Genomic DNA, 20,051 nt, shown 5'->3' on the forward strand with positions numbered 1-20,051 from the left:
TTTCCTTGTATTTACGAATTAGTTGATAAGTTTTTCGACAGCCTCAGTCTGAACCTGAGAAATATCTTCAATCAATTTCTGTAAAGTATTGTCTGAAGGTTTCTCTACTGTATTCTCATCTGGCTTTTCTTCCGTCTTTTCTACCGGTTTTTCTGTAGATGGCGGAGGAGATTCCGGCTGAGTTTCGAGCTGTTTTTGCTGTTGGGCTTTCTTTACTTTTTCAAGGCTGTAAAGATAGAGTTTGTTCCCTTTGATTGCAAAATAAGAGAGGATGTTTTTATCCACAATTTGCGCTTCCTGATCTTCGAAAACAGTTGCCATACCTTTTTCAGGGATGTATTGTGAAATGAAATTACCCGCGATAACCATGATCACATCATTTTCTCTTCGAAACCGTTTTCCGTTTTCCAGCGGGGCTTCAAAAAATTTTTCAAATTTCAGACTATAGATTCTGATATGTTTTCTCGTTAAGATATAAACCTTATTTTCATAGACCAGCATATCCATCAGGTCTTCAAAACTGATGTCAAAAGGATATGAATTGATGGTGGTATCATTCCTGAAATTATACTGTATCAAGCGTTTTGTACTGTCGTCCAAAAGCCAGAGCTGCTGCAGATCTTCGGCATAAGCCATTCTGATAAAACCAAATTTCTGTTTAAAATCCAATCGTTGAATCTCATTCATATTCTGGTCTACAAATTTCATTTCCTGGGCATTTTCAGAAAACAATGGCACATTCAGAGGATTTTGTACGGTCTGTACTTTGTACGGAACAGTGAGCATCATTTTTCCGATCTGTTTTCCAAGGGAATCATATTTGGTAAAACTAAAATCTTTGTTTTTATAGATATACAGATTTCCGTAGTCATCGGCAAGCATATCTTTTGCCTCCTTCAGTTTTAAAGTATCTAAAGGAAGTACGTCCTGCGCTGAAGCCGTACAGAAAAGGAAAAAAAATACTATGTTTAAAAACTTCACTCTGTTTTTTTAATGGGGTCAATTTACTGAAAAATTACGTTCACTCAAAAGATGATTTAGCCTAATAAAATTTTCTTTACTATTAATCAAAATTAAGAACAGTTTATTACTGAAAAACAACTTCATAAATTTTTTCCCAGTTCTTTCCTGTCACCAGCATATGATCACCTTTAAAAGCAATCCCGTTCAGGACATCTTCAGTACCTTTGGTATTTTGTTTGGCAATTTTTGTAAAATCAAAAGTTCCCACTACTTCTCCATTAGCAGGATTGATCTTTAAAATAACCGGTTGTCGCCACACATTAGCATATATAAAGCCATCGTGATATTCAAGCTCATTGAGCTGATTATAAATTTCAGAATTCCCGCCAACTGCTATAGTTTTCACTACTTTAGAGGGATCATTGATATCCAGAAAATAAAGATTTTTTGAACCGTCTGTAGCGATCAGATTTTTTCCGTCGTACGTCAGTCCCCATCCCTCTCCTATTGTATTGGGCAAAGGAAATTTTGAGAGTTCTTCAAACGTATTTTTATCGTAAATAAAACCTATTTTGTTTTTATAAGTTAACTGATAAATCTTATTTCCAACTATTGCACAGCCCTCGGAGAAAATTTCAGCAGGCTGTTGTTTTACAATTATCGGAGTGGATGACCCTAAAGTATATTTTATCAACTGGGAAGCATTCTCCATCCCATCACTTTCATATACTGTATTTCCTTCCATCAGAAAGCCTTCAATAAAATTTTTGGGATCGTGAGGGTAATCTGCAACTATTTTATATGGAATATTCTGTTCAGGAGTTTTTGTGAATACATTGATGGTAGCATCCTGATTTAAGACTTCTCCATTTTTTGTTTTAATCCTGAAGACTACATCATTATCTCCTAATGTAAAAAACTTTGGACTAACAATTAAATCCGCTGTTTCTTTATCTCCGAAACTGATGGTTATACTTTCTGCATTTTCTGTCACTTCTTTGGGAAGATCAAGTTTATCTCCGAAATGATACCCTTTTGATTCTCTGGCATTGTTATAATCAGCCAGAGAATCAAGCATTTTCTCGTTATTATTGCAGGAAGTCAACAAGAATACGGCTGCCAAACCAGCCATAATATTTTGCTTCATGAAGTTTTTAATCATTTGCCAAAAGTACTAAAATTTAATCCTCAAAACGAAAATAACGCTCCCAGGGGAACGCTATTTTTATTTTTATCAATAGAATCAGATTACTTGATCTGAACTTCATAAATCTTCGACCAGTTTTTTCCTGTCACCAGCATATTATCCCCTTTGAAGGCAATTCCGTTCAGTACATCATCACTTCCTTTGGTATTCTGTTTTGCGATTTCAGTAAAGTCAAAAGTTCCCACGACTTCTCCATTGGCCGGATTGATCTTTAAAATAACCGGTTTCTGCCATACGTTGGCATAGATAAATCCGTTGTGGTATTCCAGCTCGTTCAACTGGTCGTATGCCTGAGAACTTCCTGCAACGGCAATGTATTTAATCAGTTTTGAAGGATCGTTGACATCAAGGAAATATAAAAGTTTACTTCCGTCAGAAGCAATAAGGCTTTTTCCGTCATACGTTAATCCCCAACCTTCACCTAATACATTTGGATAAGCAAATTCTGAAAGCAGCTTTAAAGAACTTTTATCATAAACATATCCTTTTTTACTCTGCCATGTCAACTGGTACACTTTATCACCCACGATGGTGCTTCCTTCAGAAAAATCTTCCTGAGCCTGTTTCGTAGAAGCCAGCGGAGTGGTTGTTCCCAGCGTATATTTTAAAATCTGTGAAGATCCGTTCTGCCCGTCACTTTCATAAATCGTGTTTCCTTCAATCTGGAAGCCCTGTACAAAGTTTTTAGGATCGTGAGGATATTCGGCTACAATCTGATAAGGAATATTTTTTTCAGGATTTTTTGCAAATACATTGATGGTTGCATCCTGGTTCAGAACTTCACCTCCCTTAGTTTTAATATTGAACGTAACGGCATTATCACCTAATGTGAAAAATTTAGGATCAATTGTTAGATCTGTTGTTTCTTTATCTCCAAAGCTGATTGTTACGCTTTCTGCATTTTCCGTTACCTCTTTCGGAAGCTCAAGCTTATCTCCGAAATGGTATCCCTTCGCCTCCATTGAAGTATTATAAGTGTTTAATGTATTAAGAATTTCTTTATCCTTATTACAAGACGCCAATAATAAAATCGCTGCGAAACCCGCTATTATACTTTTTTTCATTGAATTTCTAAATATTTCTCCAAAAATAGCAAATTTTATTCCGTATTGCCAATATTATCTGCGGGTTCACCAAATTGTAATATGTATCCATTGTTGTCATATATCGCAAATTCTCTCATTCCCCACTCAAAAGTTTCGATCTCATAGCAGACTTTGGCTTTGGTTTTAAGGTCTTCCCAAAGATCATCCACTTTATTTACATTGAAATAAAACGAACCGGAAAAACCAATGGAAGTATTTTTTTCATGTTCGTTAGGCTGAGACAGCATGATGTATATTTCATCTTTACGAAGGGAAGCCCATTGCCATTCGTTATTCCTGTCCATAAGGCTAAACCCAAGAACACGCATATAGAATCCTATGGTTTCATCAAGATTTTCAGTCCATAAAACAGGACGAAGTGCGGTAAATTGTGTCATGATTCCTGTAATTCAAAACTATTCCTGTGAATTTTCATATTCAGGGAAACCCATGTTTCCTGATCAATCTTTGCTTCGCTTTTAACGTATGGGTCAAAAGCAAAACCTACTTTTCTGTAACATTCAATAGCTCCGGTATTCCAGTCGTAGACATTCAGCTCTGCCGTTTCTTTATCAAAATGACTGAAGCCATATTTCAAAAGTTCCTGCATCACCTTCTTTCCATAACCTTTTCCCCTGTTGTTCTCATCCCAGATCAGAATTCTTCCCAACAGGAATGTTTTTTCTTTCAGAAATATCTGGGCATGCCCGATTGTTTGTCCGCTTTGGTCCGCAATTTTGAACAGAGTTCTGTTTTCATTGAACAGATCAGTTTCCAGCTGTTCTTCTGTGAGAGGAAAACGATATGCCGGACCGGCAAACTGAAGAAGCATTCTTTCGTCTTTTATCTTTGAAATCAGTTGTGGAGCATCTTCTATCGTAAAAGGGTGTAATGTGATCATGATTTATTTTTCTAAATATTCTTTTAAGCTTTGTCCCAAAATCGTATTCCAGCCCTTTACAAAATTTTCTCTTGAAAAGCCTTCTCCTAAGTCTTTAAAGTTTTCAATATCTTCATGGGTCAGCTTTACTAAAGTTTGACCGTCTTCGGGCAGCAGTTCCCAGGTTACAATGGTCTTCAGGGCTGAAGAATCAGGATAAGACCATGTATGCTTTAATTTTTCATTGGGTATTATTTCTAAAATCTGTGCGTGGTGATGGTATTTATTCTCACCTCCCGGTTCATAGAAGTTGAATTCCTTACCTGTTTCCAAAACAAAATCCTGGATATCAAAATACCAGGATTTCATTTCATTTTTATCGGTTAATGCTTTCCAGACTTTTTCAGACGGAGCATTGATGGTGTACTGAACAGTGATGGGTGTACTCATATGATGGATTTAATATGTTTAAATGTACACATTTTACCTATAATCTTTAACCACAAAAGTCACAAAGTTTTATCTAAATTATTTAAGTTTAAATTTCTACTCATGAGAAGTACACGTAAGCCTTTAAAATTTTAGAATTTTCCTTTTGTGAACTTTTTATTCCTGCAAGTTCATTTTAACTTTTATCTTTTGTGACTTTTGTGGTGTATTTTGTAATTACCCATGTGAAAAACCTGTGATCTTGGCTTCGTCAAAATCCAGCTGCATTTCAATGGTTCTCATCACATGATCATCAAAGATCTTTTCTCTTTTCATTCTGTGTAACTCGTTTCTCTGAGCCTGAATGATCTGGCGTAAGACATCTTTGTTTTCGTTGATTGCAGACACATAATCTCCTGTGGAAGCCATGCATTGGGCTTTGTCTGCCATCAGCATCATTTCATTTTCCAGTTTATGCTTTTGATGACGCACAAGGCTGTTCGTTACAGCTAATTCAGAAAAATCGTTATCCAGTTTGTGCAATGCTGTTTCCTTCAGTTTACGCATAAGGATTACCTCCTGTTTTTCTTCCGGCAATTCGCTTCCGGCATCCTGAATATTTAATAATTTCAAGATGGGCGCCAACAATAAACCCTGCCCTACCAGAGTGATCAATATGATCACGAAGGTTACAAATAAAATAATATTCCTATGCGGAAATGCTTCTCCGTTGGGTAAAAAAGCAGGAATTGACAAGGCTGCAGCCAGTGAAACCACTCCTCTCATTGCTGCAAAACTGATGATAAAAGGCTCTCTCCAATCGGGTTTGGGAACTTTTAATCTTAATTCTTTAGAGCAGATTCTTGGGAAATACATCAATGCGTAACTATAGAGAATTCTTGTTCCGATAATCGCTCCGCCAATCACTACACTGTAGAAAATACCTTCTGAAATGGTATATTCTTTCATCCCTTCCACTACAATAGGAAGCTCAAGACCAATCAGGATAAAGATGATGGTATTCATCAGAAATATCAGAACACTCCATACATTCCCCGACTGAATCCTTGAGGTATGGCTTAAATAGCAATGTGAATTATAAGACATCAATAAACCTCCGGCAACTACAGCCAACACTCCCGAAAAATGGAAATGTTCTGCTCCCACATACATAATGTAAGGAACAATAAGGGTAATAATGGTATCGATATTGGAATTGGTCGGAATAACTTTTAATAAAGCACCAAACAGAAACCCAACCGCCACTCCTACGGCAATTCCACCGATGGCCATGGTAAAGAAATCCTGAACGGCATCTCTCCAGATAAACTGTCCTGAAATAACGGCGGCCAGTGCAAATTTAAATACAATTAAACTGGAAGCATCATTGATCAAACTTTCTCCTTCCAGAATATTAGTGATCTTTTTAGGAATTTTCATATGCTTCAGAACCGAAGTAGCGGCTACCGCATCCGGCGGAGAATTGACACCTCCCAACAGGAAACCCATTGCCACAGTAAGTCCGGGAATAATAGAAGATGAAAGATAAGCAACGACTATGGAGGTTAAGAATACCAATCCAAAGGCCATTGAAAAAATCTGTTTTCTCCATTTATGAAAATCCTGCCATGAGGTAAACCAGGCTGCCTCAAACAAAATAGGCGGCAGGAAAATAAGAAAAACAAGATCGGGCTCTATTTCAATGCGCGGCATTCCCGGCACAAAGCTTATCAGTAATCCTGCAATGACAAGAAAAATCGGGTAAGCTACTTTTAATTTCTGGCCGATCATTACCAATATCATCACAGACAGCAGGACTGCAATGGATATTATAACATAGCTGTGAATCATTTTGAGTTCGTTTTTTTAAGTATTATGTTTATTTTTAGGTATCAAATATTTATTGTTTCCCATACCTGATAGGTTCAGATATATTCGAAGTCTGTCATTAATCAATATCTGAGATCATAAAAAGATCAATCTAAAGCACGATATTATTCTTCGGAGTAATGGCTGGCGGAAGATCGGACTCATCCAGCATATCTCTCATATCGATTTCAATCGTACGGCTGATCTGGGTGATGGGAACGTCATTGGGACTTCCTTCAAAAGGGTTTACCGAAGCCTCTCCTACGCTGTCCAATGTATGGAAACACCAGGTTACCAATAAAGAAAACGGAATATTAAACCATAGTGTCCAGCCTTCTACCGATGTTCCTTCACCTAATTTATCAAACTCCTTCAATAATCCAAAAGGCACAAAAACAATGAATAAAAGCAAAAGATATGTTGTAATTGAAGAGAAATTTCTCGGATAGGGAAAGTTTTTAATTCTTTCAGCTTTTCCCTGATTATCGGTAAACTTCACCAATTGCTGGTTGATCTGTGTCCATTGAAAATCATTGATTCCTCCTTTTTCGTAAACTTCGGATAAAGCTTTACTCTGGCTGGCTATCAGTTGAGTCGCTCTGTTTTTTTTGCTTAGAATATACTGGAGTTCAGATTCTGAAAGATATTTTTTCAATTCTTCATCCAGTTTGGACTGTCTCTCCGGAATGTCATATTTTTTAGCATATTCATCAAACTGATCTGTTCCCATGTTTTCCCATGCTCGCGGTTCACGAAGCTGAAATCTCAATGCAGTAAGCCATGCATAATGACGAAGGAACATTTCTTTTACTTTACCGGAGTCTTTGGAAAGAAGTGCATCTCTCAGGATATATCCAAAACTACGGCTGTCATTAATAATGGCTCCGTAAATCTGTCTTGCTTCCCAGAGTCTGCTGTAGCTGGCATTGTTTTTAAATCCAACAATAAAGGCAACCGCTGTTCCCATGATCGCAATCGGCTGCCATGGAACGGAAAGAAACTTCCAGCCCAAAAAATACAGGACTGTAGGAATAGCTGATAATATAACCAAAGCGTAAATGCTCCGCCTGGTCCAGATAATGAACTCCCGGGCTCCGAATCTTTTTCCTGAATGCATAAGTGTTTATTTTATAGTGTTTATGATGATCTATTTTCAAATAATGGTTTTCCTCACAGCATTCAGTAATAATTTTATTAGTTCTTAGTGAACGGGATATTATTATAAAAACCAACCTGAATCTGTCCACGGTTTCTGTTCTCCTGAATCTGATTCATATAACCAGCTTCAATCCTCATGTTTTTGTTGATGACATATCCTAAGGCTCCATACACTCTGTTTCTGTCGAAAACCGGATTGTCAAAATGCAGAAAAATTTCGTTGTATACTGATGCGTAAAGGGTTTTCGGAAGTAATTCTTTTTGAGTAATCGGAATATTGACTCCCAGCATATAACGGAATCTCATTCTGAAATCATCCTGAAGAAAACGTTCTTCCAAACGATAGCGGTGCTGAAGATAAAAACGTCCGAATTTCTGCTTGGTAATATACTGCTGGAAAATCCTGTGTTCAATATTTTCTTTTTTTTCACCGTTGATGTAAGGCTGGCTGAGAATGAAACCATATCCCAATAAAACATTGTTATTGTTCTCTGTAAGATCATATCCGATCCCTGTACGGATCAGTAACTGTTCCAGGTCTCCAACCGCATCGAAATTACGGTACTGAATTTCATTGTGCCAGTTCAGCTTCTTGCTGATCTTATTATTTCCAAAATACATATACCATGCTCCCAGATCATTTTTTTGAGCAAATGTCAAAATGGATCCCAAACCTAATACTGTGAACGCCAACTTCGTAAAAACTTTTCTCATATTTACCAATTACTATTATCTATCGTTTTTAACAAAATTAATATTTTAAATCAATAATAGCAAACAATATTTTATAAGTTAGTTTAAAGAAGTACGGATGCAATGGTCTGCACCCGTATTTTTTTGTAAAAGATTATCCTGGCACCTGTTCGGTAAGAACATCCGTTTCAATCTGGTCAAAATAAGTACAGGTCATTGCATGAAGATCCATTGTCCAGCCATTGATTCCGTTTTCTGCGCAGTCTTTACAGAAAGTTATATAATCTGTTCCTCCCTGCTGGTGAAGTTTCAGTCTTATTTTAAAATTTTCAAGATTCAAAACATCGGAAACAGGAAGAGAATCATATTTGCTTCCGGTCTGCACAGATTGGTTGTCAGTATTAAAGTACTCAGTATTTCCGTCTGAAACGTATGCTTTGTAGTGGGAGACACCTAATGCTTTTATAGCCTGAATATATTGCGGAAAATCAGCACCGCTTTTTACTTTCTGGTGCTCTGCTTTAATGTTTTCAATTGTAAATTTCATCTTTTATATTTTCTGTTTTTAACTATAAATTATTGTTTCTCACAAGCAAACCATTGGGCTCTGCTTTTCAAAACAAAGGCTAATTTAATCAGAAAATATAAATTTCATTTAATTTTTAATAAAAACAGTTGTAGGAATAGTTATTCGAATCTGTCTTTTAAATAATTCATATCTGCAATTTTACTTTCTATGGCATATACCACTAAACCGGCAGTATTTTTGGCTCCGGTTTTCAATAGAAGGCTGTTGCGGTGACCTTCAACGGTTCTGGAACTTATAAAAAGCTGATCAGCAATCTCAGAAGTGTTGTATTGTTTGCAGATGAGTTCCAATACTTCTTTTTCTCTTTTGGAAATATGATTGGCATCAAAAATACTGGAAACTTTCTTTTTAGGTTCTGTAAGGTTTTGATGTAAAGCTTCCATTACCTCGTTATTATAAAAGAAACCTTTGCTGTGTACTTCACGGATTGCAGTAAGTAATTCAGCTGGACTTGAGTTTTTTTTAAGAAAGGAACAGGCCCCTGACTGTATCATATTGACAATAAATGCTTTCGTGTTATAGCTCGTTAAGGCAATAATTTTAATCTGGGGATATTTGATGTGGATCTGTTTGGTAGCTTCTACTCCGTTAATTTCCGGCATATTGAGGTCCATCAGGATAATATCAGGCAGTTTTTCCAGGGTTACAAGCTCATCCAGCAGCTCTTTGCCGTTGCTGAAATCACTTACCAGTTCAATATCTTTTTCTCTCTGTATCAACAATGAAATTCCCTGACGAAAGAGCGCTTCATCGTCTACAATTATGACACGAATGATATCCTTTTCCATTTTATAATGATTTAAAATGTAAATTCTACAGTGATTCCTTTATTGTTTTCACTTTCAATTTTCAGTGTTCCATTGATCAGTTCTACCCGGCTTCTGATATTTCTTAAGCCTAATCCTTCTTTCAAAGTATTTTCATTCAGATCAAATCCTTTACCGTCATCTTTATAGATACAGGTATTTTTTCCGTCTTTTCCCAAAAATTCTATATCAATATGTGTACTTTCTCCGTGTTTTATGGAATTGTTAATGAGCTCCTGAAGTATTCTAAAGATATGCAAATTTTTTTCTTCTTCTGCTTTTGCAAAGTATAAGCTGTTGGAATAAGTAACCTGCAGGGTTTTGGACAGGTTAATTTCTGAGCACAATGCATCTATTGCAGCATGGAGTCCAAATTTTTCTAAAATCGGAGGAAGGAGATCGTGCGAGATTTGTCTGGCACTTTCTGCTGTTTTATTAACCAGATGTATGATTTTATTTTTCAGATCGTTGTATTCTTCTCTGGCCAGATTATCAAAATCCAGGAGATGGATATTTAAAGAAACCACACTGAGTTTTGAACTGATGTCATCATGCAGATCCTGTGCAATTCTCAGCCTTTCTTTTTCCTGGGCACTGATAATGGCGTGGGTAAGCTCTTTCTCGTACCTGACCTCCAGCTCCTTTTTCTGAATAAGGTTTCTTGTTATCTTCTTATTAGAAAAATAATAAAATATAATCAGGGTAACGGCCAGTAAGGTAAATGCCAGAAAGGTATAAACGATAGTGGAAATAATTGTATTCTCATTCATTTTGTAAAATCATAACAGTGATTACACATTTTTTTTGCGGGAAGACAGATAGTCTGTCAGAATAAAAATCTGATACACAATAAACATAACAACATTGAAAACCCATATCTCTTTATGCAGTTTTCTGTTCATCACCGTATACAGGTTTCCCGACAAAAATATTACGGTACTGCTTATCAGATAAAGTAAAAGTCCCAGGCTTATATAATTGTATTTCTTTTGGGTATCCAGTATATTATATAAATGAAATAATGCCAGAATTATGATAGAATAAGATGTGACAAAAATTTCAAAAAGATTAAAAACATAATACTTTTCGGGGTATATGATATACTGTATAACAAGAACTACAGGAATGATAATTAAAAGTGTACGTGCTGTTTTTTTCTGGTATTTTTCCGTTACAATTTCATGGAAGAATAACCCCAGTAACAAAAACTGACCTATCAGATAATAATGTGAGAAAAACAGATTATTGATCTTCTGTGAGTTCAATACATAAAAAACAATTTCACATACTAATATCCAGACCAAATAGCCGATGAAGAATGTATAGGCTTTTCCTCTTCCGGAAAAGCCTATACAGTATACTGCCAGATTAATCAGCAGAATGCCTTTTCCAATTAACGACAATATTTCAATCCAGTGATCCAATAATCCAGGGTTTTAAGATTACAGATTCCACCATTTTGCGGTGGAGCATACGCTTGGGCAAGGTGTTGTCATGTCATATACATAATACCCTTTATCATAATCTACAATATCATTGTTATCTGCATCTACGCCCACCAGAAGAAATTTAAATTCACCTTCATCGGTAATGGCATTATATCCCCGGTATCTCTCAAATCCTTTGTCATTAATAAAAATATCATGAACGTCCTTTGCCGGGATAAGGTGGGCCCGGATAGATGTTCCATCGATAATTTCTGTATTCTGCCAATTGCTGATCCATTTTTTAGCATCATCTAATAAGACTGCATGTTTAGGTAATTCCATAGTTTTTCTCGTTTTAAATTATATAATAGGTTTAGAATAAAGTTACTGCAGCTACACATTACAAGTTATGAAAAAAAACTAACCATACTGTGAAATACATTCATTTTAATTAACATAATATTCTTTTTTCAAAATTATAATAATAAAAACCAACGAAATTGCGTATTTCTACCTGTTTTTCAATTCGGCATTTAATACGCTGTTGTCACTTTGCATTTCTCACTTGCTTTGTGGTATCCTTTTACGGGAAAAATCCGAGAACATATAAACGGTCCCGGAAGCCTATGGTCTTATGCTAACATTAAAAATCTGTATCATGAAAACAATTATCTTTTTTGTAATCTTTACTTTCTTAAGTAATATTGCAGCAATCAATGCACAGACAACTACTGTAACTTTTGAAACTTCATCAGGCGGAAGCACAAGCTTTACCAGCAACGGATATACCTTCAATATCGTATCACAGGCCGGAACTTTCAGAATTCAGGGCAATTATCCAAACACCGGCTGGGACGGAACAGCCAATGACAACGTCTATATTGACAACACAGGAACAACCAATATCAGTTCTCCCTCTTTCAGTGTTAAAAGCAATTCTGCATTCACTGTATCCAAGTTTTGGGTATTCTTAAGCAATATTGCTTTAAACCAGTCTGCTTCATCAGGAACACTTATTATTACGGGAAAATTAGGAGGAGCTACAAAGTTCACCACCACAAAAACATCCGGATTTAATACTACATTTAATGCAACTACGGGAACGACAGGTATCAACAACGGATTTACCCTGATTGATCTTTCCACCCTGAATAGTCAGAATAACAGCAATACTACCATTGATGAAATCCAGCTGCAATCCACCGGAGGATATGTTTATATGTGTCTTGACGCATTTACATGGACAAAAATTTCCACACTGGGAACTTCAGAAAACTCTATCAAAGACAAAAAGAATATTTATCCTAATCCAACTTCCGGAATATTCTATATTGATGGTCTGAAGAAAAGCGACAAAGTTTCTTTATATGACCAGTCTGGGAAACTTTTAAAATCAGCAGAAGCTGAAAAAGGTGAAAACAGGATCGATATTAGCGAACTCCCTGACGGAATTTATCTCATCACAACAGCATCAGGTAGCTACAAAATCATTAAAAAGAAATAAAAACACAGCAACTTATCAGTAAAAAAAACCGACAGGCGCCTGTCGGTTTTTTTATTATTTTGATTGCAAAGATAAATTTTATGAGTGCTGCTGCATTTTGGCCGGGTCATCATAATTAACCATCCAGTTAATCCCGAACTTATCGGTAAACATTCCAAAATAAGCACCCCAGAAAGTATCTCCCATTGGCATCGTTACCTGGCCGCCAGCAGAAAGACCGTTGAAAAGCTTTTCAGCCTCTTCTTTAGATTCAGCATTGATGGAAATGGAGAAATTATTTCCGGCGTTGAAATAAGGAACCACTGCTTCTCTGGTATCACTTCCCATTAATGTGGTTTCTTTTGAGATGGGTAGGGAAACGTGCATGATTTTATTGTTGTCTTTTTCAGAGGTTTCCTTACCTTCCACCGGCGGCATTTCTCCAAAATTTCCGATGTAAAGATATTCTCCCCCGAAAACTGACTTATAGAAATCGAATGCTTCTCTGCAGTTCCCATTAAATGTTAAATAAATGTTTAGTGTTGCCATAATTGTTTTTTAAGTTCAGTTTGTTTTTTTAAGTTTAGTTTGTTTTTATTGAGGTTTCTCAGAGAGTGCTTTTAATCTTAAAAGTCCTTTTTGATAATCTTTTCCAACAGCATCCTCCATATTCATAAACAGCTTCATCAGGGTAAACGGATAAGGTATCTCTGAGGTAAATCCCCATGTTGCCTTAGTTCCGCTTCCTTCCGGAATTACTGTTATATAAGAATTTGCTTCACTTTCATAAGGTGTAAGAAATTTGATTTCCGTATCTATTCTTTTACCTGCAGCATCCACTTTTTTTAATTCCTGACAGCCTTTTCCTGCCTGTTTATTTTTACTGTCCCAACAAACTTTTTCTCCGTGATGGCCGGTTGTTCCCGTCCACTCTTTTTTCATGCCCGGATCAAGATCATTCCATGGGTTCCATTGGTCCATTGCTTTGAGGGTATTGGTGTTCTGCCACACTTTTTCCACCGGTGCATTAATAGAAATCGACTTTTCATATTGACAGTCACCCGGAATAAAAGCAGCCCAAACCAGCAAAATGATTAGTAATGTGGCTAATAGTAAAAAAATACGTTTAAATATTCTCATCATCAATGTGTTTTTAATTATTATCTGTGTTGATCTATAAGTATCATATTTCCATCGGGATCTTTCAGGTAGATATGCTCCGGACCCGAAGTGGTTTCATCGGCTTCTCTGCCGATTTCTACTCCGCTTTCTTTTAATTTCTTCTGAATTTCACGCACATCATCAAAAGATTCAAGATTCTGTGCATTTTCGTCCCATCCCGGATTGAAAGTAAGCATATTTCCATCAAACATTGCCTGAAAAAGTCCTATCAGCGTAGAACCGTTTTTCATGATCAGATAGTTTTGTGCTTCTGTTCCTGCCATAGTTGTAAACCCAAGCTTCTCATAAAAGTCTTTGGATTTCTGAAGATCTTTTACGCTTAAGCTGATTGAAAATGCGCCTAGTTTCATAATATTAATAAGTTTTTAAGGGTAAGACCTGAGGTCTGAGGTATTTTGTAAGATGATGAGGTCCTGTTACTGATTTTTCAGATGAGTCTTAAACTCAAGGGTTCTGTCATAACTTTTCCAGTCACCTGTAAGTTCAATGTGCTGCTCTTCAATTTTCTCTGTCTTTCTATTCCATTTGAAATTGTAGACAAACTTCCCTTTGAAAAGTCCGGAATGTTTTCCTTTATTCTCTTCGGCCAGCTCATATTCTCCGTATACTGTTCCCTGTTTTTTGGAATCTTTATATTTTGAAATGGTAATTTTCCCTTCAAATTTTGCATAACTGGTATCCACAAGAGAATAACCTGAAACAAAATATTCCTGATCATTTTTTTTATTCTGCTCAGATATATTAATCTTCAGTTTCAGTTCCTGACCTTTATTTCCGATAGTTCCTATATAGGGTTTACTATTGTTCAGCCATGTATTGGAAATGTCCGGCATCTGGCCCGATACAAAATTGGCAGCCAACATGAAAAGTAATAATTTTTTTTTCATATAGTGTGTGGTTTTAAACACCAAATTGTGCCAGGTGATGGTTCAGATGCTTGGCAAACATGTTGTTCCATTCCTGGGAATTCAGTTTTCCGAAAGAAAAAGATTCTTTACCATCGAACGCATCTGCTCCCAGCTGCTGAGTCTTCTGGATAAAACCAATCAGTCTTGTTTTTTCTTCATGAAAATTCTTTCTGGTGGTAATCAAAAACTGTGGAGCGGTAGGTGAATCTCTTGGATATGCTTTTTCTCCCACTACTTTAGGTTTTACAAAAGTTTTTAATATAAATTTTGCAATCGCTCCCGGTTTTTTGTGTTTTTCCGGTTCATATACCATTTCATAGGTAATACAGCAGTGTGCCAGCATCTGGTCTACTGTCATTTTCCCCCACAAACCGTGAGTATCTTCTACCAATTTGTTGATCCTATCTATATAGTTTTGAGCATCTTTTGCATCAAATACATTTTCCATATAATTTCTATTTTACTATGGACAAATATATCAGTTTTTTTGTTTGATTTTATTGTTGAATGAAAAAATTGAGGGGTGCTTGTTATGAGATACTAGTTACGGGGTACGGGATTCGAGTTCGAAAGTTTTTCGGCTATTTTTCGATTATTTTTTACGTATTTTTCCCTGCTCTTTAATTTGTCGGGTATAGATACTGATCATCTTTCAGCCCATATACTATCAAAAGTAACCAGCAAACCAGCATCCTATCAACCTCTGACTTAAAAACCAGCAACAAATTAGCCAAAAACTACTCTATCTCTTCCCGAGAAGTGTCCTCAATTGTAATTTCCTGTGGTGCAGATTTTTTGAAAATAAACCATAGTTTGATCTTTAAAGCAATCCAGCCTATGATCGCATATATTACTAAAAGGATGCTTAAGTGTTTCAGGTAAGGGAATGTAAGTTCCACTGAGCCTTTTTGAATCAGTAAAATTTTGAAAGCCTGTAAAAAGGGAGTTAACGGAATTATATTTGCGATAAACTGTACAAAAGCAGGCATTGCATTCAAAGGCCATGTAAAACCACTGATAATGAAAGCCGGCGAAGCAATGACCATCAGGATTTGTGTCGCCTTCAAAGCATCCGGAATCAGAATACTGATGAATACTCCCAGAAATGAAACCGATCCTACAAATACCGCTGTGAGGAGAATAAAATTAAAAATTCCTTCCGGCATCGGAACATGAAAAATCATATGCATAAAGTAGTAAATACCTACAATGAGAACAGAAAACACCCAAATTGGAATGACTTTAATCAACATGGTTGGGAAGGCCCATTTTTTCATTTTTAAATATTCTTTCACAAAAGATCCTCTTTCGAATTCTGCAGCAAAACTCACTGCCATTGCTAATAAAATAACCTGCTGTAACACTACTGCCAGCATTGCAGGCCACATAAAGATCAGATAGTTTCCGGTTGTATTGAAAAGGGTTATATAATTGGCTTTGAAAGGTTCGTATTGTGTTGCAGCTTTTACAGCGGGCATTCCTGCTTTCTGAAGAGCTTTGATGGAAGCTCCCGCAGAAAATGTTCCTATGGTCAGCTGAAGCGCTTTCGATGCGAAATTTGCTGTTAAAACGTTCCCTGTATTGATATAAACATTCAGTTCCGGATATTTTTTCTGCAGCATATCTCCTTCAAATCTTGAGGGAATAATTACTACCGCAGCAGCCTCATGCCGGATCACCTCATCTTTAATACTGAGAGGTTCCTGCAGATATCTGATAATTTTGATGCTTTTGTTATCATCCAACATTTCCGTCAGTTGGTTGGATAACGGTGTATTGTCTCTATCAACAACCAAAACAGGAGTATTTTCAACTTTTCCGCTTTTGTAGACAAACCCCAGCAAGGTGGCATAGAAAACCGGTGCCAAAAAGAACACCGTCCTTAAGGTAGAATTGCCGATAAAAAGTTTGAACTCACGTTTCAAAAGACGGAAAAATTCTTTCATCTGTATATTTTTATAAGTGGAGAACGAAATGAAATTCAGGAAACTTCATCAGTTCTTTTCAATTTATTTCAGGATTACATTGGCATTGACTAAAATATTTTTAGCCTTATTCATGTCTTTGGGTTTTACTTTGATCTCGTAAATCGCATCCTGCAACTGATAATCCGGGTAAGCCGTGGTGATATCTGCATACTTTGTCAGCTGTTTGATATACACGATAGTTCCTGTCAGGTTTTCTTTGTTATAGACTACCTGCATGGTAACCTCCTGCCCTTTTTTGTACTTTGAAATAGCACTTTCAGGAATGGTAAATCTGAAATACGTACTCTCCGGAATATATCCGTTGAACAGAGCAAAACCAGCAGTTGCCAATTCACCCGTATTTAAGCTGATGGTCTCAATTTCCATATCATTGGTGGCAATGATATATCTTTCGGAATAGGCTACATTTGCTTCCTGTAAAGCGCCTTTAGCCTGTGATGCCTGTCCGGCCGCCATTTCTACTTTTTCGAAACGGGTTCCTCTTTTCACATCATCCAGTTCTGCCACTACAGCATCATATTGTGCCTTTGCGCCCTGTAATTTTGCGTAGATTTCATCATGGGCCTGTGGAGACATTAAACTGTCGCGGAACATATTATTGGCTCTTCTGTAGGATTTCTGAGCAAATTCATATTGTTCCTTCAATCCCTTATATTTGGCCTGAAGCTGTCTCATCTGATCGGCTGTCGCTCCGTTTTTTGCCATCTGCTCCTGAGCCGTAGCCGCACTTACTGCTCCTTGCGCCTGTGCAATTTTTGCAGAAACTTCCGGTACATCAAGCTGAGCCAGGGTATCTCCTTTTTTCACAGTCTGACCTTCAGAAACATATATTTTCAGAATCCTTCCGGTAACTTTAGGGGCAAAAGAGATCACATCCTTTTTGGTTTTTCCTTCCGGATCTTTGATTTTCTCGTTTTTTTTGTCACAGCTCCCCAATAAAAACAGAGCAGCGAAGAGTATAGATATATTTTTATGCATCATTTAAATTTTTAAGGGATTAAATAAAATTTGGTGATATCCAGTTCCTGGGTAGATCTCATCAGTTCTATTCCCGCTCTTCTCTGGTTGAAAATGGCATTCTGATATTCCAGTTCTGCAACTTCCAGATCATTTTCGGCATCAATAAGCTGTGAAGATTTGCTCATTCCGTATCTGAATTCTTTTTCTGCCTGTACGAGTGCATTTTTAGCCAGCTCTTTTTCTTTGGCTTTCAGGGTAATCTGCGCAGAAGCGATATCATAATTGGTTTGATTATTGGCAAGATTTAATGTCAGCTTTTTCAAAGCATCTTCTTTCTGATTTTGCAATACTTCTTTTCCGACTTTGGCAGTTTCTTCAGCATGTTTTCCTTCTTTACCATCAAAGATTTCCCATTTAAAACCAACCCCTGCAGTTATCAATGGAAATACATTGATATTATTAGGTCTCCAATCCAGCTTTTTCCCTTCATATCCAAGAATTGGCACAGCAGGGATTACATTTTCCGAAGATTTTATTCTGTTCCCGTACAATCCGATATAATAGGCAGAAGCCATCAGTTGTACTTTAGGAATCATCCACGTTCTTTCTGCTTTTATTTTATAGTCTGCCGCACTGATTCCATGTTCCAGTGCACGGATTTCTGCTCTCTGTTCAATTCCTTTTTCTGCAGCCAGCAATTCTACAGGAGATAATACAGGATCAATCATTCTGAGCCTTTCTTTTTGAATCCCTGTCAAAATATAAAGCTGGGTAAGAAGAAGTTCTTTTTTCCCTTCATATTCTACCATTTTTGCATCCAGAGTAGCCTGGGCGAGTTCAATTTTTTTATGGTCATAAGGCGTTATCAAACCATAGCCAAGCGCTTTATCAGCTGTTTTTCGGTTGATATCCAATCTTTTTTTACTTTCATCCAGAACCTTTTTAGACTGATGAATCAATGCTAACTGATCATAGGCTTTGGAAATGGTGGCAATCACCTCATCTTTTGTTTTTTCCAGAAGGATATCTTCAGACTTTTTCTTTTCTTCCACCGCTTTTTTCATGTACTTCACCTTTCCTCCTGAATACAGCAGCATTTTGGCATCTGCCTTGGCAATACCTGAAAATCCGGATACATTGAAATTATTGTTGAAAGTCCCTTCGGGAATATTGATAAAGGGAGTGAGATTGAGTTCGGGTGATGTAAGTCTTGCTGTTCCGTTGAGATAGCCGGCTTTACCACTCAGTTCCAGGGTTGGAAGAAAAATATCTTTCAGTTTGTGTTCGTCAAGATCGGTAAGTTTGTTTTGGGTAATCTGCATTTTAAGGTTCGAATCCCGAACCATAGCACTGTCCAGAAGTTCTTTAAAATCCGGCGCAGACTGTGCCCAGCCAAAAGCGGGGAAAACAAAAAAACTAACCGTAAAAATCAATAAATTGTTTTTCATGATTTATGTTTGCAACAAATATAATGCAAAAATCATTAAAATCTTCAAAGATAATTCTACAGCGTAGTGAATTTAAAGTATGTTTAAATTATGTTTAAGTTTAAAGCCTTGCAAAATAAAGTTTTGAACAAAGCGTTTAAATGTTAATTAAAACTAAAAGAACTTTGAAAAAAATATTTAACTCTACTTTTTCCTGCTTTCTTTTGTTGTATTTTTTCTCAGAGAACAAAGGCATCAAACGATATTCAATAGAAAAAAATCTCTATCTTTTTATGACGAATGTGAATATATTGGAAGCTGGATTCCTGCGGAATGACAAACAGAGTGGATAGGCTTGGAATGAATAATCTGCTCAATCAGCATATCTGCGAGAAAAATATTTAATTACAAACGAAAAATCCCCACATTGCTGTGAGGAGTTTTTATATAATTATAATAAGCTGATTTATTTTTGAACTGCTTTTTTCATGGCAGCATCAGGACGTAAAATTCTGTAACGGACTTCAATGTCTTTCGGTACATAGAATACCAATGGAAGTTTACTGTTGTATCTTACAATTTCAGGCTTTAGGGTAACAAACTTTTTAGTCAGTTTTTTATCCAGACAAGCCATCAAAGTTCCTGCTGTTTCTCCTTTGGATTCTACTTCATAATAGTTGTATCCCCATCCCTGAAGATCCTGGGTTTTCATTTCTCCCATTAAGAAATAATTGTTACAGTCTAACATTTTTTCAGCACCTACAAAAAGCTCAACTTTTAAATCGTTTTCGTTTTTTGCTACGGGAAGCTGAATATATACTTGTTTATAACCTTCTTTTGCTTTCGGGAACATTTCAATCTGTAGTTTTTCAAACTTTTCTGCTTTCTTTTGTGCAAAAGCATTTACTCCGGCCATCAATACCAATCCTGTAATTAAAGTTTTAGAAAATTTCATCTTTTAATAATTTTTTTAATTGATATTACCTTAATTCCAAAA

General features: G+C 36.6%; 24 protein-coding genes. 1 reads left to right on the forward strand and 23 read right to left on the reverse strand.

The annotated features are described in order from the left end of the window. Positions 1 to 18: 18 nt before the first annotated feature. From LIV57_RS17765 to LIV57_RS17830, 14 genes are all read right to left on the reverse strand, one after another. Positions 19 to 981 carry a hypothetical protein gene (locus LIV57_RS17765; protein WP_227943676.1) on the reverse strand — a complete coding sequence of 321 codons (963 nt, stop codon included), beginning with the start codon at positions 979 to 981 and terminating at the stop codon, positions 19 to 21. Between the two features lie 106 nt (positions 982 to 1,087). Continuing rightward, on the reverse strand, positions 1,088 to 2,110 hold the full coding sequence (locus tag LIV57_RS17770; RefSeq protein ID WP_227943677.1) for a glutaminyl-peptide cyclotransferase: 1,023 nt from the start codon (positions 2,108 to 2,110) through the stop codon (positions 1,088 to 1,090). A gap of 101 nt (positions 2,111 to 2,211) precedes the next feature. Next, positions 2,212 to 3,234 (reverse strand): glutaminyl-peptide cyclotransferase, encoded by a 1,023-nt coding sequence (locus tag LIV57_RS17775; RefSeq protein ID WP_227943678.1) that lies wholly within the window; start codon positions 3,232 to 3,234, stop codon positions 2,212 to 2,214. Between the two features lie 35 nt (positions 3,235 to 3,269). Then, on the reverse strand, positions 3,270 to 3,653 hold the full coding sequence (locus LIV57_RS17780; RefSeq protein ID WP_227943679.1) for a VOC family protein: 384 nt from the start codon (positions 3,651 to 3,653) through the stop codon (positions 3,270 to 3,272). Then, entirely contained in the window at positions 3,650 to 4,156 is a 507-nt protein-coding gene (locus LIV57_RS17785; protein ID WP_227943680.1) for a GNAT family N-acetyltransferase, read from the reverse strand. Before LIV57_RS17785 ends, LIV57_RS17780 begins: the two co-directional genes overlap by 4 nt. A 3-nt stretch (positions 4,157 to 4,159) precedes the next feature. Beyond that, complete coding sequence (locus LIV57_RS17790) at positions 4,160 to 4,585, reverse strand: SRPBCC family protein (protein ID WP_227943681.1); 426 nt, start codon at positions 4,583 to 4,585, stop codon at positions 4,160 to 4,162. A gap of 216 nt (positions 4,586 to 4,801) precedes the next feature. Continuing rightward, positions 4,802 to 6,415: a Na+/H+ antiporter gene (locus LIV57_RS17795; protein WP_202839391.1), complete on the reverse strand. Its 1,614-nt coding sequence runs from the start codon at positions 6,413 to 6,415 to the stop codon at positions 4,802 to 4,804. 130 nt (positions 6,416 to 6,545) lie between these two features. Further along, complete coding sequence (locus LIV57_RS17800; protein WP_202839389.1) at positions 6,546 to 7,550, reverse strand: bestrophin family protein; 1,005 nt, start codon at positions 7,548 to 7,550, stop codon at positions 6,546 to 6,548. A gap of 77 nt (positions 7,551 to 7,627) precedes the next feature. Continuing rightward, the gene (locus LIV57_RS17805) at positions 7,628 to 8,305 is read right to left on the reverse strand and encodes a DUF2490 domain-containing protein (RefSeq protein ID WP_227943682.1); all 678 of its coding nucleotides are present in this window, start codon (positions 8,303 to 8,305) and stop codon (positions 7,628 to 7,630) included. A 133-nt stretch (positions 8,306 to 8,438) separates the two neighbouring features. Next, positions 8,439 to 8,831 (reverse strand): DUF1398 domain-containing protein, encoded by a 393-nt coding sequence (locus LIV57_RS17810; RefSeq protein WP_227943683.1) that lies wholly within the window; start codon positions 8,829 to 8,831, stop codon positions 8,439 to 8,441. Between the two features lie 140 nt (positions 8,832 to 8,971). Further along, complete coding sequence (locus tag LIV57_RS17815) at positions 8,972 to 9,661, reverse strand: response regulator transcription factor (RefSeq protein ID WP_062671771.1); 690 nt, start codon at positions 9,659 to 9,661, stop codon at positions 8,972 to 8,974. 11 nt (positions 9,662 to 9,672) lie between these two features. Continuing rightward, entirely contained in the window at positions 9,673 to 10,449 is a 777-nt protein-coding gene (locus tag LIV57_RS17820) for a sensor histidine kinase (RefSeq protein ID WP_227943684.1), read from the reverse strand. 21 nt (positions 10,450 to 10,470) lie between these two features. Then, the gene (locus tag LIV57_RS17825) at positions 10,471 to 11,103 is read right to left on the reverse strand and encodes a hypothetical protein (protein WP_227943685.1); all 633 of its coding nucleotides are present in this window, start codon (positions 11,101 to 11,103) and stop codon (positions 10,471 to 10,473) included. An 18-nt stretch (positions 11,104 to 11,121) separates the two neighbouring features. Then, positions 11,122 to 11,448: a hypothetical protein gene (locus LIV57_RS17830; RefSeq protein ID WP_227943686.1), complete on the reverse strand. Its 327-nt coding sequence runs from the start codon at positions 11,446 to 11,448 to the stop codon at positions 11,122 to 11,124. Positions 11,449 to 11,764: 316 nt separating this feature from the next. Here LIV57_RS17830 and LIV57_RS17835 point away from each other — a divergent pair, with 316 nt between their 5' ends. Continuing rightward, a complete protein-coding gene (locus LIV57_RS17835) occupies positions 11,765 to 12,610 on the forward strand; it encodes a T9SS type A sorting domain-containing protein (protein ID WP_227943687.1) in 846 nt (281 codons plus the stop codon). Positions 12,611 to 12,688: 78 nt separating this feature from the next. Here the strand turns inward: LIV57_RS17835 and LIV57_RS17840 are convergent, their stop codons facing one another. The 9 genes from LIV57_RS17840 to eco all read right to left on the reverse strand — a co-directional run bounded on the left by LIV57_RS17840 (position 12,689) and on the right by eco (position 20,009). After that, positions 12,689 to 13,138 carry a VOC family protein gene (locus LIV57_RS17840; RefSeq protein ID WP_227943688.1) on the reverse strand — a complete coding sequence of 150 codons (450 nt, stop codon included), beginning with the start codon at positions 13,136 to 13,138 and terminating at the stop codon, positions 12,689 to 12,691. 45 nt (positions 13,139 to 13,183) lie between these two features. Next, positions 13,184 to 13,732, reverse strand: a complete 549-nt coding sequence (locus LIV57_RS17845) for an SRPBCC family protein (RefSeq protein ID WP_227943689.1) — start codon at positions 13,730 to 13,732, stop codon at positions 13,184 to 13,186. A gap of 17 nt (positions 13,733 to 13,749) precedes the next feature. After that, complete coding sequence (locus tag LIV57_RS17850) at positions 13,750 to 14,121, reverse strand: VOC family protein (protein ID WP_227943690.1); 372 nt, start codon at positions 14,119 to 14,121, stop codon at positions 13,750 to 13,752. 66 nt (positions 14,122 to 14,187) lie between these two features. Then, the gene (locus LIV57_RS17855; RefSeq protein WP_227943691.1) at positions 14,188 to 14,658 is read right to left on the reverse strand and encodes a hypothetical protein; all 471 of its coding nucleotides are present in this window, start codon (positions 14,656 to 14,658) and stop codon (positions 14,188 to 14,190) included. 13 nt (positions 14,659 to 14,671) lie between these two features. Then, positions 14,672 to 15,127 carry a DUF1569 domain-containing protein gene (locus LIV57_RS17860; protein WP_110011016.1) on the reverse strand — a complete coding sequence of 152 codons (456 nt, stop codon included), beginning with the start codon at positions 15,125 to 15,127 and terminating at the stop codon, positions 14,672 to 14,674. A 289-nt stretch (positions 15,128 to 15,416) separates the two neighbouring features. Further along, positions 15,417 to 16,625 (reverse strand): ABC transporter permease, encoded by a 1,209-nt coding sequence (locus tag LIV57_RS17865; protein ID WP_227943692.1) that lies wholly within the window; start codon positions 16,623 to 16,625, stop codon positions 15,417 to 15,419. Positions 16,626 to 16,688: 63 nt separating this feature from the next. Beyond that, positions 16,689 to 17,645: an HlyD family secretion protein gene (locus tag LIV57_RS17870; RefSeq protein WP_062671750.1), complete on the reverse strand. Its 957-nt coding sequence runs from the start codon at positions 17,643 to 17,645 to the stop codon at positions 16,689 to 16,691. An 11-nt stretch (positions 17,646 to 17,656) separates the two neighbouring features. Next, complete coding sequence (locus LIV57_RS17875) at positions 17,657 to 19,075, reverse strand: TolC family protein (protein WP_227943693.1); 1,419 nt, start codon at positions 19,073 to 19,075, stop codon at positions 17,657 to 17,659. A 445-nt stretch (positions 19,076 to 19,520) separates the two neighbouring features. Continuing rightward, entirely contained in the window at positions 19,521 to 20,009 is a 489-nt protein-coding gene (gene eco / locus LIV57_RS17880) for a serine protease inhibitor ecotin (protein ID WP_110010523.1), read from the reverse strand. Positions 20,010 to 20,051: the final 42 nt, after the last annotated feature.

The organism is Chryseobacterium sp. X308 (assembly GCF_020733145.1).
GTDB lineage: Bacteria > Bacteroidota > Bacteroidia > Flavobacteriales > Weeksellaceae > Chryseobacterium > Chryseobacterium cupriresistens.

Bases quoted from the DNA above. Each gene is read 5' to 3' on its own strand.
- LIV57_RS17770 (WP_227943677.1), bottom strand. From the start codon at position 2,110: ATGAAGCAAAATATTATGGCTGGTTTGGCAGCCGTATTCTTGTTGACT.
- LIV57_RS17775 (WP_227943678.1), bottom strand. From the start codon at position 3,234: ATGAAAAAAAGTATAATAGCGGGTTTCGCAGCGATTTTATTATTGGCG.
- LIV57_RS17780 (WP_227943679.1), bottom strand. From the start codon at position 3,653: ATGACACAATTTACCGCACTTCGTCCTGTTTTATGGACTGAAAATCTT.
- LIV57_RS17785 (WP_227943680.1), bottom strand. From the start codon at position 4,156: ATGATCACATTACACCCTTTTACGATAGAAGATGCTCCACAACTGATT.
- LIV57_RS17790 (WP_227943681.1), bottom strand. From the start codon at position 4,585: ATGAGTACACCCATCACTGTTCAGTACACCATCAATGCTCCGTCTGAA.
- LIV57_RS17795 (WP_202839391.1), bottom strand. From the start codon at position 6,415: ATGATTCACAGCTATGTTATAATATCCATTGCAGTCCTGCTGTCTGTG.
- LIV57_RS17800 (WP_202839389.1), bottom strand. From the start codon at position 7,550: ATGCATTCAGGAAAAAGATTCGGAGCCCGGGAGTTCATTATCTGGACC.
- LIV57_RS17805 (WP_227943682.1), bottom strand. From the start codon at position 8,305: ATGAGAAAAGTTTTTACGAAGTTGGCGTTCACAGTATTAGGTTTGGGA.
- LIV57_RS17810 (WP_227943683.1), bottom strand. From the start codon at position 8,831: ATGAAATTTACAATTGAAAACATTAAAGCAGAGCACCAGAAAGTAAAA.
- LIV57_RS17815 (WP_062671771.1), bottom strand. From the start codon at position 9,661: ATGGAAAAGGATATCATTCGTGTCATAATTGTAGACGATGAAGCGCTC.
- LIV57_RS17820 (WP_227943684.1), bottom strand. From the start codon at position 10,449: ATGAATGAGAATACAATTATTTCCACTATCGTTTATACCTTTCTGGCA.
- LIV57_RS17830 (WP_227943686.1), bottom strand. From the start codon at position 11,448: ATGGAATTACCTAAACATGCAGTCTTATTAGATGATGCTAAAAAATGG.
- LIV57_RS17835 (WP_227943687.1), top strand. From the start codon at position 11,765: ATGAAAACAATTATCTTTTTTGTAATCTTTACTTTCTTAAGTAATATT.
- LIV57_RS17840 (WP_227943688.1), bottom strand. From the start codon at position 13,138: ATGGCAACACTAAACATTTATTTAACATTTAATGGGAACTGCAGAGAA.
- LIV57_RS17845 (WP_227943689.1), bottom strand. From the start codon at position 13,732: ATGATGAGAATATTTAAACGTATTTTTTTACTATTAGCCACATTACTA.
- LIV57_RS17850 (WP_227943690.1), bottom strand. From the start codon at position 14,121: ATGAAACTAGGCGCATTTTCAATCAGCTTAAGCGTAAAAGATCTTCAG.
- LIV57_RS17855 (WP_227943691.1), bottom strand. From the start codon at position 14,658: ATGAAAAAAAAATTATTACTTTTCATGTTGGCTGCCAATTTTGTATCG.
- LIV57_RS17860 (WP_110011016.1), bottom strand. From the start codon at position 15,127: ATGGAAAATGTATTTGATGCAAAAGATGCTCAAAACTATATAGATAGG.
- LIV57_RS17865 (WP_227943692.1), bottom strand. From the start codon at position 16,625: ATGAAAGAATTTTTCCGTCTTTTGAAACGTGAGTTCAAACTTTTTATC.
- LIV57_RS17870 (WP_062671750.1), bottom strand. From the start codon at position 17,645: ATGCATAAAAATATATCTATACTCTTCGCTGCTCTGTTTTTATTGGGG.
- LIV57_RS17875 (WP_227943693.1), bottom strand. From the start codon at position 19,075: ATGAAAAACAATTTATTGATTTTTACGGTTAGTTTTTTTGTTTTCCCC.
- eco (WP_110010523.1), bottom strand. From the start codon at position 20,009: ATGAAATTTTCTAAAACTTTAATTACAGGATTGGTATTGATGGCCGGA.